At 38.5% G+C, this 15,335-nt stretch carries 17 protein-coding genes and 1 pseudogene; 8 read left to right on the top strand and 10 right to left on the bottom strand.

Annotation, left to right across the window (positions count from 1 at the left end; all coding sequences use genetic code 11):
• Nucleotides 1–22 precede the first annotated feature (22 nt).
• The gene (locus AB3N04_RS20015; RefSeq protein ID WP_368504306.1) at nucleotides 23–265 is read right to left on the bottom strand and encodes a hypothetical protein; all 243 of its coding nucleotides are present in this window, start codon (nucleotides 263–265) and stop codon (nucleotides 23–25) included.
• 494 nt (nucleotides 266–759) lie between these two features.
• Between AB3N04_RS20015 and proC the strand changes: the two genes are divergently transcribed.
• Genes proC through AB3N04_RS20000 form a run of 3 tightly spaced genes read left to right on the top strand, consistent with a single transcriptional unit; the run spans nucleotide 760 to nucleotide 4,048 of the window.
• Nucleotides 760–1,608, top strand: a complete 849-nt coding sequence (proC, locus tag AB3N04_RS20010; RefSeq protein ID WP_368504305.1) for a pyrroline-5-carboxylate reductase — start codon at nucleotides 760–762, stop codon at nucleotides 1,606–1,608.
• A gap of 26 nt (nucleotides 1,609–1,634) precedes the next feature.
• Nucleotides 1,635–2,762, top strand: a complete 1,128-nt coding sequence (gene proB / locus AB3N04_RS20005) for a glutamate 5-kinase (protein WP_368504304.1) — start codon at nucleotides 1,635–1,637, stop codon at nucleotides 2,760–2,762.
• Nucleotides 2,763–2,797: 35 nt separating this feature from the next.
• Entirely contained in the window at nucleotides 2,798–4,048 is a 1,251-nt protein-coding gene (locus AB3N04_RS20000) for a glutamate-5-semialdehyde dehydrogenase (RefSeq protein WP_368506110.1), read from the top strand.
• 69 nt (nucleotides 4,049–4,117) lie between these two features.
• Here AB3N04_RS20000 and AB3N04_RS19995 read toward each other — a convergent pair whose 3' ends face one another.
• Complete coding sequence (locus AB3N04_RS19995; protein ID WP_368504303.1) at nucleotides 4,118–4,516, bottom strand: holin family protein; 399 nt, start codon at nucleotides 4,514–4,516, stop codon at nucleotides 4,118–4,120.
• Nucleotides 4,517–4,633: 117 nt separating this feature from the next.
• A complete protein-coding gene (locus AB3N04_RS19990; RefSeq protein ID WP_368504302.1) occupies nucleotides 4,634–5,689 on the bottom strand; it encodes a DUF3900 domain-containing protein in 1,056 nt (351 codons plus the stop codon).
• Between the two features lie 163 nt (nucleotides 5,690–5,852).
• Here AB3N04_RS19990 and AB3N04_RS19985 point away from each other — a divergent pair, with 163 nt between their 5' ends.
• Together AB3N04_RS19985 and AB3N04_RS19980 are read left to right on the top strand one after the other, a co-directional pair.
• Complete coding sequence (locus tag AB3N04_RS19985) at nucleotides 5,853–6,749, top strand: diacylglycerol kinase family protein (RefSeq protein WP_368504301.1); 897 nt, start codon at nucleotides 5,853–5,855, stop codon at nucleotides 6,747–6,749.
• 154 nt (nucleotides 6,750–6,903) lie between these two features.
• Nucleotides 6,904–7,302 carry a DUF4395 domain-containing protein gene (locus tag AB3N04_RS19980; RefSeq protein ID WP_368504300.1) on the top strand — a complete coding sequence of 133 codons (399 nt, stop codon included), beginning with the start codon at nucleotides 6,904–6,906 and terminating at the stop codon, nucleotides 7,300–7,302.
• Nucleotides 7,303–7,352: 50 nt separating this feature from the next.
• Here AB3N04_RS19980 and AB3N04_RS19975 read toward each other — a convergent pair whose 3' ends face one another.
• From AB3N04_RS19975 to AB3N04_RS19960, 4 genes are all read right to left on the bottom strand, one after another.
• Nucleotides 7,353–7,940, bottom strand: a complete 588-nt coding sequence (locus AB3N04_RS19975) for a DNA-3-methyladenine glycosylase (RefSeq protein WP_368504299.1) — start codon at nucleotides 7,938–7,940, stop codon at nucleotides 7,353–7,355.
• A 67-nt stretch (nucleotides 7,941–8,007) separates the two neighbouring features.
• Nucleotides 8,008–8,997, bottom strand: coding sequence for an acryloyl-CoA reductase (locus tag AB3N04_RS19970; RefSeq protein WP_368504298.1), 990 nt, complete (start codon nucleotides 8,995–8,997; stop codon nucleotides 8,008–8,010).
• A gap of 65 nt (nucleotides 8,998–9,062) precedes the next feature.
• On the bottom strand, nucleotides 9,063–9,875 hold the full coding sequence (locus AB3N04_RS19965) for a uroporphyrinogen-III synthase (RefSeq protein WP_368504297.1): 813 nt from the start codon (nucleotides 9,873–9,875) through the stop codon (nucleotides 9,063–9,065).
• Between the two features lie 33 nt (nucleotides 9,876–9,908).
• Nucleotides 9,909–10,421, bottom strand: a complete 513-nt coding sequence (locus tag AB3N04_RS19960; RefSeq protein ID WP_368504296.1) for a topology modulation protein — start codon at nucleotides 10,419–10,421, stop codon at nucleotides 9,909–9,911.
• 194 nt (nucleotides 10,422–10,615) lie between these two features.
• On the opposite strand from AB3N04_RS19960, the gene pepF reads away from it, so the two are divergent.
• A complete protein-coding gene (pepF, locus tag AB3N04_RS19955) occupies nucleotides 10,616–12,403 on the top strand; it encodes an oligoendopeptidase F (RefSeq protein WP_368504295.1) in 1,788 nt (595 codons plus the stop codon).
• A gap of 44 nt (nucleotides 12,404–12,447) precedes the next feature.
• Here the strand turns inward: pepF and AB3N04_RS19950 are convergent, their stop codons facing one another.
• Nucleotides 12,448–13,173 (bottom strand): hypothetical protein, encoded by a 726-nt coding sequence (locus AB3N04_RS19950; RefSeq protein ID WP_368504294.1) that lies wholly within the window; start codon nucleotides 13,171–13,173, stop codon nucleotides 12,448–12,450.
• A 288-nt stretch (nucleotides 13,174–13,461) separates the two neighbouring features.
• On the opposite strand from AB3N04_RS19950, the gene AB3N04_RS19945 reads away from it, so the two are divergent.
• On the top strand, nucleotides 13,462–13,674 hold the full coding sequence (locus tag AB3N04_RS19945; protein WP_368504293.1) for a CDGSH iron-sulfur domain-containing protein: 213 nt from the start codon (nucleotides 13,462–13,464) through the stop codon (nucleotides 13,672–13,674).
• 34 nt (nucleotides 13,675–13,708) lie between these two features.
• On the opposite strand, the pseudogene AB3N04_RS19940 reads toward AB3N04_RS19945, so the two are convergent.
• Nucleotides 13,709–13,789 (bottom strand): annotated as a pseudogene (locus AB3N04_RS19940) (IS200/IS605 family transposase); the annotation flags it as partial.
• Between the two features lie 90 nt (nucleotides 13,790–13,879).
• Here AB3N04_RS19940 and AB3N04_RS19935 point away from each other — a divergent pair.
• On the top strand, nucleotides 13,880–14,185 hold the full coding sequence (locus AB3N04_RS19935; protein ID WP_368504292.1) for a YrhK family protein: 306 nt from the start codon (nucleotides 13,880–13,882) through the stop codon (nucleotides 14,183–14,185).
• A gap of 89 nt (nucleotides 14,186–14,274) precedes the next feature.
• Here AB3N04_RS19935 and AB3N04_RS19930 read toward each other — a convergent pair whose 3' ends face one another.
• Nucleotides 14,275–14,694: a hypothetical protein gene (locus AB3N04_RS19930; RefSeq protein ID WP_368504291.1), complete on the bottom strand. Its 420-nt coding sequence runs from the start codon at nucleotides 14,692–14,694 to the stop codon at nucleotides 14,275–14,277.
• Nucleotides 14,695–15,335 lie beyond the last annotated feature (641 nt).

The following is a 15,335-nucleotide window of genomic DNA, read 5'->3' as shown; positions in this document are numbered from 1 at the left end:
AAGCTTCAAACTTTTTTCCTGATTACTTTTCATCTTCATCTAGTAAGGATTCATCAGTCTCTGAAATGGTTGCACTTTGACAAGCTATGCAATCATTAAAACACTGATTAAACTGAAACGGGTAAAGTGTGCTGCACACATTTGAACAATAATTTGAACAGCTTCCTCGTGTCCCCCCTTCATTATTCGGTCGATACAAACCAGGAAGATTTAATCTGCTTAATGCGTCCAAAATATCTCTAATATTTTTTTGTTTATTTCGCATTTTCTCACCCCCTTGATATAGAGTATGTTTGAATAAATCCAAGGATAGGACTGATGTACAGGCTTTAATAAAAAAGGGCAAGGATTTTTAGTGGGTATACAATTAAACGCCTTATTTCATAATATTGGACATCTTTGAAGGTGGACTAAACACAACTGTTTTTCACCGTATAAACTTTCCGGTCGCCATATACACCCTCTCACCCTTATTCCCCTAGAACATTTTAGGGTTTCTACATATTACTTTCACTTTTACATAAATCTGGAATGAGAAATGGATCATTCTTTATCTTTTTTAAGTATTTTTAAAAAGAGTATGTATTAAGGAGTGCTCTGCATGTTACAGACCCCCTCATAGTCTTTTATTCCATTAAATAAGGATCTATCAGGGTTGAAACCAATCTCTATATCCTATAGCATTATTACTTGTGAGATTCATTAGAGGGATACGGATAAGCAAGATTGGTTCTATAAAAATCATTAGGAGATGATAGAGTGCTACAACAAAAAAAGATCGCTTTTATTGGAGCAGGAAATATGGCAGAAGCTATTTTTTCAGGATTAATTCACCAAAAGAAAGTAGCTGCCGATCAGATTCATGTCACAAACCGCTCTAATTATGATCGACTAAATCACCTGCGTGAGAAGTATGGTGTACAAGTGAGCACTAGTAATGAAGAAGTTTTACAAAATGCCGATATTGTCATTCTTGCGATGAAACCAATTGGAGTGAAGGATGCCGTTAATGAAATTCGATCGTTAACTTCTAAAAACCAACTATTTCTATCGGTTCTTGCAGGAATTACGACTGAATATATATCAGACTTACTCGGTCACAACGCACCCGTTGTTCGGGTGATGCCAAACACGTCAGCGGCTGTTGGCTCTTCAGCAACGATGATTGCTGCAGGCGACTATGCAAATGAAGAAGATATGGAGATGACTTCATCCTTATTTGAAGCTGTTGGGATGGTTAAACAGGTACCTGAACATGATGTTGATAGCCTTACTGCTATTGCAGGAAGTGGTCCGGCCTTTATGTATTATTTAGTTGAAGGCATGTATGATTCACTAGAAGAATTAAATTTAGATGAAGACTTAGGGAAAGAAGTTATTATTCAAATGATGCAAGGTGCGATTGATTTAATGAAATCAACGGATCAGTCACCACGAGAATTATATTTAAATGTGAAAAGCCCTGGTGGTACTACCGAAGCTGGATTAAATGTACTTGAAGACAATGATTATCAGGACATTATGATTGAATGTATTAAAGGAGCAGCAAAACGCTCACGTGATATTACGAAAGAATTGTCAACTTTACCTGAGAAAACACTTAGCTAATTTATAGAAATATTGGAGTGAAGAAATTGGTAGACAAAAAACGCATCGTAGTAAAAATCGGAAGTAGTTCATTAACAAGTCGTAATGGTGAAATTAGCTTACGCAAACTAGCACGACTTGTTGATGAAATTGCTCTTATTAAAGAAGAAGGACATGAAGTCGTATTAGTATCCTCTGGAGCGGTGGCAGCTGGCTACCGTAAACTTGGCTTTATTGAGCGACCGACTGAACTTGCCGAAAAACAAGCAGCAGCATCCATCGGACAATGCCAATTAATGGAGGCTTACTCTGAGAGATTTCATTCTCATGGATACACAGCTTCTCAAATTCTCATCACGCGTAGTGATTTTTCTGATCAAAAAAGATACATGAATGCACGTAATACGATTCAAGTTTTACTTGAACGAGGCGTTGTACCCATCGTGAACGAGAATGATACGATCACCATTAAACAACTAAAATTCGGCGATAATGACACCTTGTCCGCTAAAGTAGCTGGCCTTGTTGAAGCAGACGAGTTATTCATTTTATCAGATATTGATGGACTCTATGATGATAACCCTAATACCAATCCCGATGCTAAACTTTTAGAAGTAGTCAATGAAATTACTCCAGAGATTGAAGCTGCGGCTGGTGATTCTGGCAGTGACGTTGGAACAGGTGGCATGAGCTCTAAAATAGAAGCTGTAAAGATTTCATTAGCTGCAGGGATTGAAACATTTATAGGTGATGCCAACAAGTCTAATATTCTCTATGATGCGGTGAACCATCAAGCAAGAGGGACGTATTTTAAGGCAAATGATGAACTTGATGGTCTCGATGTTAGACAACATTGGATCGCGTTCAATTCAGGTGCAAAAGGCGAAGTCATTATTGATGATGGTGCACGAATAGCCATTACACAAGAACAAAGTCACCTCCTCCCCCAAGGAGTCCGTGAAGTAAATGGCGGTTTTGATTGTGGGGATGTTGTTGTGATTCGTCATATGAACGGTGAAGAAGTTGGACGCGGTGTGATTAATTACTCTGCTGATCAGCTTCGTAAAATTAGAAGACTTAAGTTAACTGAAATTCCTGATGACATTAAAGTGACGGATAGTGAAGCGATTAAGCAAGAAGAATTTGTATGTCTCACAAATGTGATGGCTAACTAATTTCAAGGGAGAGGATACGTTTGAGTAACACAACAATGACGGAGATTAATGTTGCAGACCAAGCGAAAAAGGCCCAGCAAGCGAGTAAACCTCTTAGTATTTTATCAACGAAAGAAAAAAATGAAACATTGTTAATCATTGCTGAGGAGCTAGAACAAAATTACGCTTTTATTTTAGAAGAAAACGAAAAGGATCTTGCTTTAGGTAGAGAGAAACAATACGATCAAGCCTATATGGATCGTCTTCTTCTCACGAAAGAGCGTGTCTTTGAATTTGCTAATGGGTTAAAAGAGCTTGTGAAATTAGATGACCCAGTTGGAGAAGTGGTAACGGAATGGACACTAGATAATGGATTACATGTTAAAAACCAGCGTGTCCCTCTTGGTGTCATTGGTATGATTTATGAAGCAAGACCAAATGTGACAGTTGATGCTACAGGAATTGCTTTAAAATCGGGTAATGCAATCATTTTAAAAGGTGGTTCTTCTGCCCTTCATTCAAACAAAGCCATTATCTCCATCATTCATAAAGCTCTTGAGAAAACAAGCATCTCAGTTGAGGCAGTACAATTTATCGCAAGTACTGATCGTGAAGCTACAGAACAGCTATTTACATTAAAGCAATATATTGACGTACTCATTCCTCGTGGTGGTGGCTCATTAATTGAAACCGTTGTTCGTAAAGCAACGATTCCAGTGCTTGAGACTGGTGTTGGAAATGTACACATGTATGTAGATAAACATGCAGACTTAGAAAAAGCACTAGCTATTATCACGAATGCGAAAACAGATCGTCCTGCGGTATGTAATGCACTAGAAACAGTTTTAATTCATAGAGAATGGTTTGCAAAGAACAAAGACACATTGATTTCGATGTTTAAAGAGCTTAGTATCACTGTTCATGGGGATCAAGAAGTCCTACAAGCTGTGCCTGGAGCTATTGAAGCATCTGAAAAAGATTGGGCTGAGGAATATTTAAGTCTCGATCTTGCTTTAAAGCTGGTTGATGATGTGGAGGAAGCCATTTATCATATTGAACAATACGGGACAAAGCATTCTGAGGCCATTATCACTGAGGATGCACAAGTAGCAGAGCAATTCTTGAATCAAGTAGATGCTGCAGCCGTTTACCATAACGCTTCAACTCGATTTACAGATGGTAGTGCACTAGGCTATGGTGCTGAGATTGGAATCTCCACACAAAAGCTACACGCTCGTGGGCCAATGGGATTACCTGCACTAACGACGACAAAGTTGAAAATTTCAGGATCAGGTCAAGTGAGATAACTAGGATTATGAAAAGAGATGGAAGCCGTATTGGCATCCATCTCTTTTTCTATTTACCGAGGTACGTCCTTAGTCCTCCTTGTTATCCTTACTTTTAAGAACATCGATCGCTTCTTTTAACACATTCGGTAGTGGTAACCCTACCTTCCCTGCATTTTCTAGAATGGAGATTAATTCATTAATAATATAAAAGTAGATGACAGCATCACGAAAAAAGCTACTTCCCCCTAGAACAAGGTCGATCCCATATGCAACCGCCACCATTGCAATCATTATGATCTTCTTTGCAATTCCTTTAAACCCTACTCTACTACTTAACTTCCCACTATATGCAGCTGCAATTAACCCCGTTACATAGTCAATCACAATAAACATGAGTAAAACTTGCAATAATGCCGGCCAGCCTCCAAATAAAAAGCTTCCCACAGTGCTGATGCCAGCAATAAGTAGTTTGAACGTATTTTCCACTAAAGCCCTCTCCTTTTGAACAAAAGGTTAATCTTTGTTCTATAAACTATTCAAAAGAAAGGGTTTTGGTTAGTGCATGTCTCTATCAAACTTCTTTTAATTTTTTAGGGAAACTAGCTACCTCCCCACCTTCTTCAACACTTCCTCAAGATCATCCGGCTTCAAAAACTCCACCGGTGAGACACCTTTCTCAAACGTAAACGAATCCCCTTCTATCACAATTACGTACTTCCCATTCACTTTAGCAATGTGTAGGCACTCTCCAAAATCTGATAGCATTGCTTTGACATCAATATGGTCTAGCTTCAGCTTTAACTCGATTTCTGGTTGATGCTCGACAATCGGTGCAGAGGCTTCTACGACTTGCTCTGGTGTCCACTTCTCCTGCATTTCACGAACGGGAGTATTGGACCAAGCTTCAATAAACTCTTCCTCCTGCTCTCTTTCTGGACTTGCTTCTTGATACGTTTCGGCAATATGCTGCTGGGCCATTTCGATCATCTGATGCTTAACAAGCTCAGGCATCGACTTATTATATTCAACGAACTTTAAGAAGTCTTCAAAGTATCTCGCGTGTGAGGATTGGTGAACTTTCAATTCCCACTCTTCTACCATTCCCTCTTCCGGCATGTAGGGATATTGAATAGACTTCATATTTTTTGTCGTGATTGCTCGGTTAACATGGTTGATGAGGGTTCTTTCATCTGTAATACTCGCTACTTTTTGTTCAAAATCACATTTTAAAACAAAGACAAACGGATCTTCCATGTACTTATCGAGTTTTGCGCGAATAACAAGTAAGGCTCCTCCTCGAATGGCACTCGTATCCATATAAGCACGAACTAATTCTTCGCTTTCTTTTTTAAAATCGTCTGTTGATTGTGCAAGTCGTATTCGATTGAATTGATTGTAATTTGGATTCGTATCCAAATCATATCCAGGTTCGACGATAAAACGTCCTATTTTGGTTGGGACTTGATCTGATTTTGGGTTCTGCTCGACCTTTCTTTTCGTTACTTTCATTAGTTCTCCATCTAAAAACTCTTTTAGGGCATGTTGTTCATAAGCAGAGTGATCAAGGGTTTGATAATGTTTATAGCCTTTTATCGCCTGTTCACCCGAGCCCTCTACATTCACAACAAAAAATGATAAATACTGTATTGTAAAATCCATGTGTAACTCCTTCATCGTCATATAGACCGTCCATTTTTCATACGTATTATACCAAAATGCCCGCTTTCATGTAACATACGTATTACTAATTAAAAGGAAGTGTTGAATGTGATTAATTAGGGAATAAAGAACAGTATACAGAGCATTGAAACGAGGGATTAAGATGTATGATAAAGCAATGCTTATCTATAATGGACATGCAGGGAGTAATGATACCGCAACGTTGCTTTCTGAAGCAGTAGCTGGGCTTTCCAAACATATAACTGAATTCACATTAATGAAGACAAATGAAAAAGGGGATACTGAGCGCCTGTGTAGGGAAAGAGGCGAACAATTTGATTTAGTCATTATTATGGGCGGGGATGGAACCGTTCATGAAGCTGTGAATGGCTTGATTCATTTAGAACAATCCCCTTCTATTTTTATTTTACCTACTGGTACGTGTAATGATTTTGCACGAGCACTTAACATCCCTTTAAAAGTGAAACAAGCTTGTGAAGTATTTCAAGAAGCAATGGTTCAATCTTTAGATATTGGATTGGTAAATGACCGTGCATTTTCTAATTTCTTTGGAGTTGGACTGATTACAAGAGCTTCTGAAGGGACAAATGACGATCTTAAAAGTAGTATCGGCAAATTCAGCTATTTTCTAAGTGCGATTCAATCCCTTCAAACGGCAGAATCGTTCTCTTACTCTCTACAATTGGATGGAAAGACTGTTGAAGATGAGGCTGTGATGATTCTTGCCATGAATGGATCCTTTCTTGGTACAACAAATTTATACCATGAACAAACAAAACTAGATGATGGAAAACTCGAGCTCTATATCATCCGTGAAGCAGGGCTTGCTTTACTTAAGAACTTGTTCAACAAAGCTAGATCTCCAGAATGGCCAGGTGAAATGGAAGGGATTGAGTTCATCCAAGCCGATTCCCTTCAACTCGAAACCAGCCCGATTGAAGATATTGATATCGATGGAGAAATTTATTTAGAAACCCCTGCACGTCTGTCGCTCAAACAAAAGGCTCTCCCTTTTCTAGTATGTAAAGAAGAAAAATAACGATCAACATCCACTCAGTTCTGTAACGAGTGGGTGTTTTTTACAATTGACTAGATAAACGATCAGCTTACTAGGTTTAAATCTTTCTTTTATAAAGATTCCCTGATATACTTCCTTTAACAACAATGAATCATTTATGTGGAGGGAAAAATAAATGGGAATACCTAAACCGCTTGTTCAAGTAAATCAAATTTTTCTTATAATAACGGTTCTATTAAGCTGGCTCATATCACCTTGGATTTTAGCACTACCTTTTTTAGTAGGAGTCGTCGCATTAGCCTTTCATTATAATGTGGTGATGAAGATAGCCAAGTCTCTACTAAAAAAACCTTTAAAGACTTACGTACAGGAAGACCCACAGCAGCAACGTTTTAATCAATGGATTGCAACGATTTGTTTAGGACTAGCCTTAGTAGGGTTCATGTTTCAGTTTATTAGCTTTATCTTCATTATGAGCGGCATGGTTGTGATGGCTGCAGCTCTTGCATTAAGCGGCTATTGCATTGGTTGTACGATTCGCTATCGGTATATGATGTGGAAATACCAAAAATAAAAGAGTCACAACAATTAAGATAAGCACAAGGGACTCTCCCCTTGTGCTTTTTATTTTGACACATACGGATTACCCGTCTCCCAAAATCTCCAAGGGTAATCTTTTGCCTCACCGCTGTTATCTATCCCAATGCGTGGTCCGGTTGAAATGTGAACAACTTCCTTGCCTTTTGCAATATATAAAGGTGGTTCAAAAAACGGCTTCCCATAATCCTCTTTCGTAATCGCAAGAGCCTTTGTCAATTTGCCTGGTCCACTTGTCAAATCTCTATCTCTTTTAGCTTTCTCACGCCTTTTATACATCAACGGGATCCCTTCGATCGGTTCGACCGCCCGGATTAACACACCTTCGGGACAACCTTCTCCTCCGCTTACAACATTAATCAAGCAATGCGTATGCATGACATGGGCATAACAATGACCGTTTGCCCCAAACATAACCTCCGTTCGTTTTGTTCTGCGATTATTAAAGCTATGAGCAGCTTGATCGTCCGGGCCCTTATAGGCTTCGGTTTCGACAATATACCCTGCCGTTACGCCTTCACTCGTTTCATGAACAAGAATTTTACCTAACAATGATTGAGCCAATTCTATCGTCGGCTGATCAAAAAAAGTACGAGGTAGTATTTTATAGGTCAATATTCTTCCTCCTTTTTAGCAAAAAAGAGCCTAAGCCCTCTATGAGAAGTGAGCTTAGGCGAATCCATTACTTCAGTTTCACGATTGTTCTTCCGCGAACTTCCCCTTTTAATATGCTTGATAAAACAGAAGGTAATTCATCTAAATTAATTTCATTGACAATGCCTTCTGTTAAGTGAGGTGGCTTGTAATCTGAAGCTAGGCGCTTCCAAATCTTCTCACGTACCTCCATTGGGCAATACACCGAGTCGACTCCTAGCCAGTTGATCCCTCGTAGAATAAACGGAAAGACGGTTGTCTCTACTTTATTTCCTCCTGTAAGACCACTAGTTGCGACTGATCCACCATATTTTAACGTACTTATAATGTATTCCAATGTCTGACCACCGACAGGATCGACTGCGGCCGCATAAAGTTCTTTACGTAACGGTTTCTTGTCTTCTGGCGTGAGTTGATCCCGCTTCAAAACTTCGGTTGCACCTAATTCTTTTAAATAACCATGTTCACTTTCTTTCCCAGTGCTTGCATGCACCTCGTAGCCACGACTTGCTAATATATCAACAGCGACACTTCCGACTCCACCTGTTGCACCAGATACAAGCACAGGGCCAGCATCAGGTGTAATCCCTTGATCTTCTAGTTTTTGCACAGATAGGGCTGCAGTAAAGCCAGCTGTTCCTAAAATCATGGCTTCTTTAAGTGATAGGCCATCAGGTAGTGGGACTACCCATTTAGCTGGAACTTTAGCGACTTCACTAAAGCCCCCATGATGAGAAACCCCAATTTCGTAACTAGTCGCAATGACCTCGTCTCCCTCTTTAAAACGAGAATCCGTTGATTCAATCACTGTTCCTGAAAGATCAATTCCTGGAATGAGTGGGTAGTTACGAATAATTTGCTTCGGTAACGTTGCTAGGCCATCTTTGTAATTAACGCTTGAGTATGCGACTTCAATCGTTACTTCCCCTTCACCCAACTCTTCCACAGTAAATTGTTTGCGCTCTAATTTTGTTTTGCCATCTTCTAAGTCAACCATATAGGCATCAAATGTCTTCATGATCATACCACCTTCCACATTTTTATATGTACAACTCTTACGTTACCACTTCTGTAAATGAAGGACTAACCATTTGCTTCAACATATTTTGCGAGCTCAATAATCATTGTCCCCATCCGTTCTCTCTCAGGTACAACCATTCTCGTCACACTGGCATCTGTTAAGCCTTCAGCTGTAAGCTTCCCAACAGCGACAGCTAGTACCTTTTCATTAAAGCAAGTCGCAAGCTCACTACTAGACTGTACGGAACTTGCATAATCAAATAAGGCCCTTACTTGAAGGATCGTCGTAAAGCAAACCGCATCTACTTGTTGTTCAATAATTTCATGATAAAGCTTTTTAACATCCGCCGCGTCAGGTGCAATATGACGGTATGGAAGAACTTCCGTGTATACTGCTTCTTTTTCTTGAAAGAACGTACGTAAATCAGGAGAAGGAACCCCGTGCAATTGGACAGCGACTTTCTTTTCTTTGAAGTCTATTCCTTCCATTGCTCGAATTAATCCATTTGTTGTACCGTCATCATCACTGATCGTAGGAGTAAGACCATATTTTTTAAGAGCATTTTTTGTTTTGTAACCTCTTGCTGCAATATTTGTTTTCTCTAGTAATTGAAGCAAGTCCTCTTTTAAACCCACACCTTCGGCTAGTTCAAGAAGCTTCTCTGTTCCTATACCCGTTGTTAGTACAAACCAATCTACTCCATTTTCAATCACAGCTTTAAGCTCATCAATCACACTTTCTTCAGCCACATAAACGGTTCCTTGCATTGAACGAACGAGCGGTACCCCGCCCTGCTTCTCAATTAATGTACTCATCTCCTCAACTTTACGAGATGCTGTTAGTACAACCTTTTTACCTGTTAATGCTTTTGCCATTTGATTAATAGCCTCCTACTTGTTTTATCATTCTCATGTTTGAAAAAAATCTCTGATTTGCTTTCTATTTTTCAGCTGAATTACTTTTCTGTTGCCATTTTGATCTAAGAAATGAGTAAAACGTTCCTGCATATTATCTTTTCTCTTGAAATAAGTTGTAACAATGAATTTGATGAATGGCCAATCTAACTTTTCAATACACCCTTCTCCTAAATCTTCTCGAACCTTTCCTCTGTTTTGAAGGTACCGTTTCAACACACGATACAAACAAACTGGTAAAGATCGTTCGATGTAAATGATCGTATCTGCTTCTTTCATACGCAAGTGAAACGTGCCAGTATAATTACCTTCAATGATCCATGATTCTTGTTTTACTAGATTGAATTGAGCTTCTTGAAATTCGATTTCAGAAGCTTCGACCCAGTTTGGTTTCCAGTAAAGAGTATCCAAATGATAAACTGGAATATGTAATCTTTCTCCTAACTTCCTGGCAAAAGTTGATTTCCCTGTCCCTGCAGACACTCCTACAACCATGATTCTTTTCATCTTTCACCTGCTTTTCTAATACCAAGTAATCGTATATATATCGTAGACAATTTGATTGAGTTTGTAAAGATCGTCACAATCTTTTTTATTTTCTGACGCACTCAAGACTTCTATATTTTTCTGTACATTTCCTTGTGATACAATCATAACTATGGTGGATAATGGTAAAACTATACTTAAAGGAGTGATGATACATGGCAACTTATTCTTCACGTAAAGAAGTGCCTGATCATGAAAAATGGAAAGTGGAAGATATATACCCTTCAATTGATGATTGGAAGGAAGATGTTGCAGAAGTTGAAAACATGGCGACACAATTAAAAGAGTTTGATGGCAAGATTACGGATGGCCCTTCCTTATATGACTTTTTAACGTTGCAAGAGAAATTGAGTTTCCACTTATCGAAGGTAGTTGTCTATGCTCGCCTTCAAGTGGATGTCGATACACGTGATAAAAAAGCGGAGTCTTTATTAGATGAAGCGACAGGTTTAAGCGTGAAAGCGAGTACGGCGGTCTCCTTTTTCAGACCATTTTTATTGAGTCTCGATAAAACCACCCTTTCTGAATACATATCTGAAGTCGAGGGTCTGACTTATTTTGAAGATGACCTGATGGACCTGTTCCGTTACAAGCCTCATGTGCTAAGTAAAGAAAAGGAAGAAGTCCTTACTCAATTAGGTGAATCTCTCTCATCTCCAAGTAAAACGTTCGGAATGATTAATAATGCAGATATTAAATTTGGCGAAGTCACCACAGAGGACGGAAAAAAAGTAGAGCTTACGCGAGGCATGTATGAAAAACTTCTTAAAAATGAGGATCGCTCTAAACGGAAAGAAGCGTATCATGCGTATTATAAGCCATATGTTGAACTTAATAACACGATAGCATCTACTCTTTCCGCAGCAATCAAAACAAATGTAACCGTCTCTCGTATGAAGAATTATCCTTCTGCACTTGAGAAATCATTGTTTGCTGATGAAGTTCCAAAAGAAGTCTATGAAAACTTAATCGAATCAACAAAAAACCATCTCGCCCCCTATCATCGTTACCAAAAAATCAGAAAAGAGATGTTAGGTGTCGATGAATTGCGTCAATATGATTTATCCATTCCCCTAGTTCAAGGCGTTGATAAGGATATTCCATATGATGAAGCCTATGATACGATGTTAAAAGCACTAGCACCACTTGGCGAGGAATACGTTGAGACATTAGCTGAATTTAAAGAAAAACGGTATATTGACGTCAGAGAAACACCTGGCAAGCGTTCTGGTGCTTACAATATGGGTCTCTACGGCGTTCATCCATTTGTCCTCCTGAACCATCAAGATAATTTAAACAGTCTCTTTACCCTTGCTCATGAGATGGGACATGCGATGCATAGTTACCTTTCGGCCAAACACCAGCCACAAATTACTGCCGGTTATACCATTTTTGTAGCGGAAGTTGCCTCTACGGTAAATGAAGTGTTGTTGATTCACTATTTATTAGATCAATCTACAGACGAAAAAACTCGTAAATACTTAGTTAATGACTTTATCGATAAGTTCAAAGGCACGCTTTTCACACAAGTGATGTTTGCTAACTTTGAAAAAGATACACATGAATTAGCGGAAGCAGGAAAGCCACTTACTGCCGAAGTATTTAATGAAGTGTATGAAAGACTATTTAGAGAATACAATGGAGACGACCTAGTATTTGATGATGAGGTCAAGTTTGGCTGGTCAAGGATTCCCCACTTCTACCGTCCGTTTTATGTGTACAAATATGCGACTGGATTTGCCGCAGCGATTCAGCTTGCCAATGGTCTACTTGAAAAGAAAGAAGGAGCGAAGGAAGCCTACCTTGAATTTTTACAAAGTGGTAGTTCCGATTACCCGCTCGAATTATTAAAACGTGCTGGAGTTGATCTAACGACTTCCGAACCAATTGAAAAAGCTCTTTCTTTCTTTAGCGAGTTAGTAGATGAATTTGAGGGCAAATAAGAAAGAGGCCGTCCTACGCAATTGCGTAGGACGGCCTCCTCTCTTTATTTTTCAACAGCTCTCGTTAAAGCTTTAAATCCAGCACGTGTTAACTTAAATTCTTCATCTACATAGCCCGCTTTATTTAAAGCAATTAAGTCTTCCTCTGTTAAGGTAGCACGCTTTCTTTGTAGATGTTCATTTAACAGATCAAGCGAATCAGCTTCTAATAACTCCGAGTCAATTGATGAAGCTAGCTCCTTCATCGGATCATGCTTCACAAACATATTTTTTGTATCAAGCATCACTTGCTGGATCTTCTCCCCTGCATTCATTAACTCTTGACGCAAACGAGAAATCTCATGATCCTTTTGTTTAATTTTTGAGCGATACGTTTGTTTTTCTTCATCATCGAGTGAGGCTTTTCTAAATAATTCTTCTAGTAACTCAGTACGATCCAAATCAATTTTCTGAAGTTGAGTCGTCTTCTCTAAAATCTCTTGATCTGTTTCTTCTTTAATAGGTTTAGGTACTGCAACTGGCTTCGTTTTCACTGCCGCAATTTCTGCCTCTTCAGCAATCGATCCTTTTCCATTCGGACGCATTTGCAGGAAACGATTGACCTGAAGTAATAGACCTACTAAAAACAACATCACAAATAATCTGAAAGCAAATGCACTAAAAAGCCCAACAATAAATAAAACAATAAATAAAAAGGCTGTAAACCATTCAAACGCAGTCGATGGCTTTTTAATGCTTGAGAATAATGATGGATAGGTTCTTTGTTTCATAATAATCCCCTTCTTTATCTTTCAATCTTTTCTTTTACTCTAGGTACCAATCATGATATAAATCGTAAAGCTTTAGCCCATATCATAGCATAATTTTGACTGATTAACCGTGTAATAAGTTGTGAGAAGCGTAAAAAAAGAATGATTTCCTATTACGAATTTCACAGATCCAGACCATCCTATTTTCTTCTGTACTCATTTCAATTCACTAATTATGCTAAGATTAAAAGGAATTACACGACATTTGTAGAATTCATTACACATCCTACATACAAAGGAATGAAGAATATGGCAGAAGAAAAGAAAGTAATATTAAAAATTAATGATAACGGATCCGTACGAGTGAATGGAGATGTTGAGTTATTGGACGGGGAAGGCAATCCATTTCCAAAAAAACCTGCATTTTCCCTCTGTTTATGCGGGCAATCTAAGAATCTTCCATTCTGCGATGGCTCACACAAAACTAATGGTTATGATAATAAAATACGCGCGCCTAAATAATCAACATACGTTCCCTCCTTTTATGATTGTTTAATCACTTAATCGTCTCACTTGATGCATTTCCTGCGGTAGATAAGCAATAAGAACGAGCCCATAAACTTGTCAAAAGCTGTATTTTTCCAAAAAAGCAGTTTCACCAGGTTTATTGTTTTATTAATAATGGGTAAAGTTACTAGGAGAGATTTGCACCAAGGAGAGGATTCATATGAAGAAAAAGGGTCCAATGATTAAGAATGGTGAAGAGTATTTGGACGTGAAACTTGGACGGATGCGAATTTATTTTGATAAGAGATATAGAGTTATTTCTACGATTAACGATTTATTAATCGGAATTTTGTTCGTTTTAGGAAGTATTCTTAATTTCTTTCAAGAGGCGGAAGTGTTCGGCCTCATCAGTTATCTTGCTGGGAGTACTTTTTTAGTTGCAAGACCGATTTTGAGGCTTATGCATAGTGCTACGCTAAGAAAGGAAATTCAGGATAAAGACACGTATACGAAGGACAATGATTAGTGTTATTAAATTGATAAAAAGCGCCCCTTAAGGCGCTTTTTTGATGGAATGAGCTTTCTCTTGCCGTTCGGGAAAGGTCCTGAGCTTCTTTATTGATAGAGTTCTTTATAAGCAATCACCTTAAGCGCCATGATCTCTTCCGCTGTTAAACTTGAATGAAGATCATCGATTAATTGAACAGGATTCACATTACCTTGTTCTACTTTTGTTTGTATATTTAACAGTTCTGTGATTCCGACTTTCCTAATCAAGACTCTTGTTGCTTCTTCCTTTGTTGTAAAAGGTAGCTTACTTTCATCGACCTGTGCAACTTCCTCCACAAGAACTCTTAAATCAGGATCATTGTCAATATACGTCCTTATTTCATTTCTTTGCCCATCATTAAATTCCGATGTAAGGCCATTTGCTATTTTATCAGACATGATATTCGTTCCAATATAATAAACACCATATGCCATTCCACCTATGAAGAGTAACAAAATAAATAACGCTGAAACTACTTTCTTCATTGCACCCTCCCAGCTACTAGATACCTAGTGAACATAGATTACCCTGCTCTATCTATCATAGTCAAGATTAATTATCATATTCCTCATTGGCGACATATTACGAGAATTTGATACAAGATTATAACCATTTCCTTTATCCTTCTCTTTTCGTTGCAATATTTTTCAGCTTATACACCAATGCCCATTAAATTGTATAGACAATTCAGGCACAAAGTATTAAAATTAATTTGAGTCTTACCCGATACGATTATAGAATGATGCTGAAAAAAGATCAGAAAAAGCACATACTCTTAGGCAGGGAGTATGTGCTTTTTCGTTTGCCCCACTATGTGAGGGCTCGTTTTATTATTTATATCGACTCAGCATATATGTTTTCAAGGAGAAGGAACGCCTCCTCTCAACGGCTTAAAGACTCCTGATATCATGGAGCAGGATAGGATGAACCCAGCCTTTATAGGTTGGGCTTTTTTGATGACGGAAAGGATACGCGTGTATTTTTAGATCTTCCCTGCCAATAGCTGATACAAGCCTCTTAAAAGATCCATAAATTATATTATCTCTTAAAGAGGAGGTGCCTACATGAGCTACGATAATTGTCGAAGAAAGCGTAAGTGTGAACTAAAGCATGACTTTTTTAGGTG

It is taken from the genome of Alkalihalophilus sp. As8PL (assembly GCF_040939795.1).
GTDB lineage: Bacteria > Bacillota > Bacilli > Bacillales > Bacillaceae_D > Alkalihalophilus > Alkalihalophilus lindianensis.
Note: the sequence above shows the minus strand (reverse complement) of the source record. Positions and strands in the feature narration are given on the sequence as shown.

What these genes read in the sequence shown, in the direction of transcription:
- AB3N04_RS20015 (WP_368504306.1), bottom strand. Translation starts at nt 265, where the DNA reads ATGCGAAATAAACAAAAAAATATTAGAGATATTTTGGACGCATTAAGC.
- AB3N04_RS20000 (WP_368506110.1), top strand. Translation starts at nt 2,798, where the DNA reads ATGACGGAGATTAATGTTGCAGACCAAGCGAAAAAGGCCCAGCAAGCG.
- AB3N04_RS19990 (WP_368504302.1), bottom strand. Translation starts at nt 5,689, where the DNA reads ATGGATTTTACAATACAGTATTTATCATTTTTTGTTGTGAATGTAGAG.
- AB3N04_RS19985 (WP_368504301.1), top strand. Translation starts at nt 5,853, where the DNA reads ATGTATGATAAAGCAATGCTTATCTATAATGGACATGCAGGGAGTAAT.
- AB3N04_RS19980 (WP_368504300.1), top strand. Translation starts at nt 6,904, where the DNA reads ATGGGAATACCTAAACCGCTTGTTCAAGTAAATCAAATTTTTCTTATA.
- AB3N04_RS19970 (WP_368504298.1), bottom strand. Translation starts at nt 8,997, where the DNA reads ATGAAGACATTTGATGCCTATATGGTTGACTTAGAAGATGGCAAAACA.
- AB3N04_RS19965 (WP_368504297.1), bottom strand. Translation starts at nt 9,875, where the DNA reads ATGGCAAAAGCATTAACAGGTAAAAAGGTTGTACTAACAGCATCTCGT.
- AB3N04_RS19960 (WP_368504296.1), bottom strand. Translation starts at nt 10,421, where the DNA reads ATGAAAAGAATCATGGTTGTAGGAGTGTCTGCAGGGACAGGGAAATCA.
- pepF (WP_368504295.1), top strand. Translation starts at nt 10,616, where the DNA reads ATGGCAACTTATTCTTCACGTAAAGAAGTGCCTGATCATGAAAAATGG.
- AB3N04_RS19950 (WP_368504294.1), bottom strand. Translation starts at nt 13,173, where the DNA reads ATGAAACAAAGAACCTATCCATCATTATTCTCAAGCATTAAAAAGCCA.
- AB3N04_RS19945 (WP_368504293.1), top strand. Translation starts at nt 13,462, where the DNA reads ATGGCAGAAGAAAAGAAAGTAATATTAAAAATTAATGATAACGGATCC.
- AB3N04_RS19935 (WP_368504292.1), top strand. Translation starts at nt 13,880, where the DNA reads ATGAAGAAAAAGGGTCCAATGATTAAGAATGGTGAAGAGTATTTGGAC.
- AB3N04_RS19930 (WP_368504291.1), bottom strand. Translation starts at nt 14,694, where the DNA reads ATGAAGAAAGTAGTTTCAGCGTTATTTATTTTGTTACTCTTCATAGGT.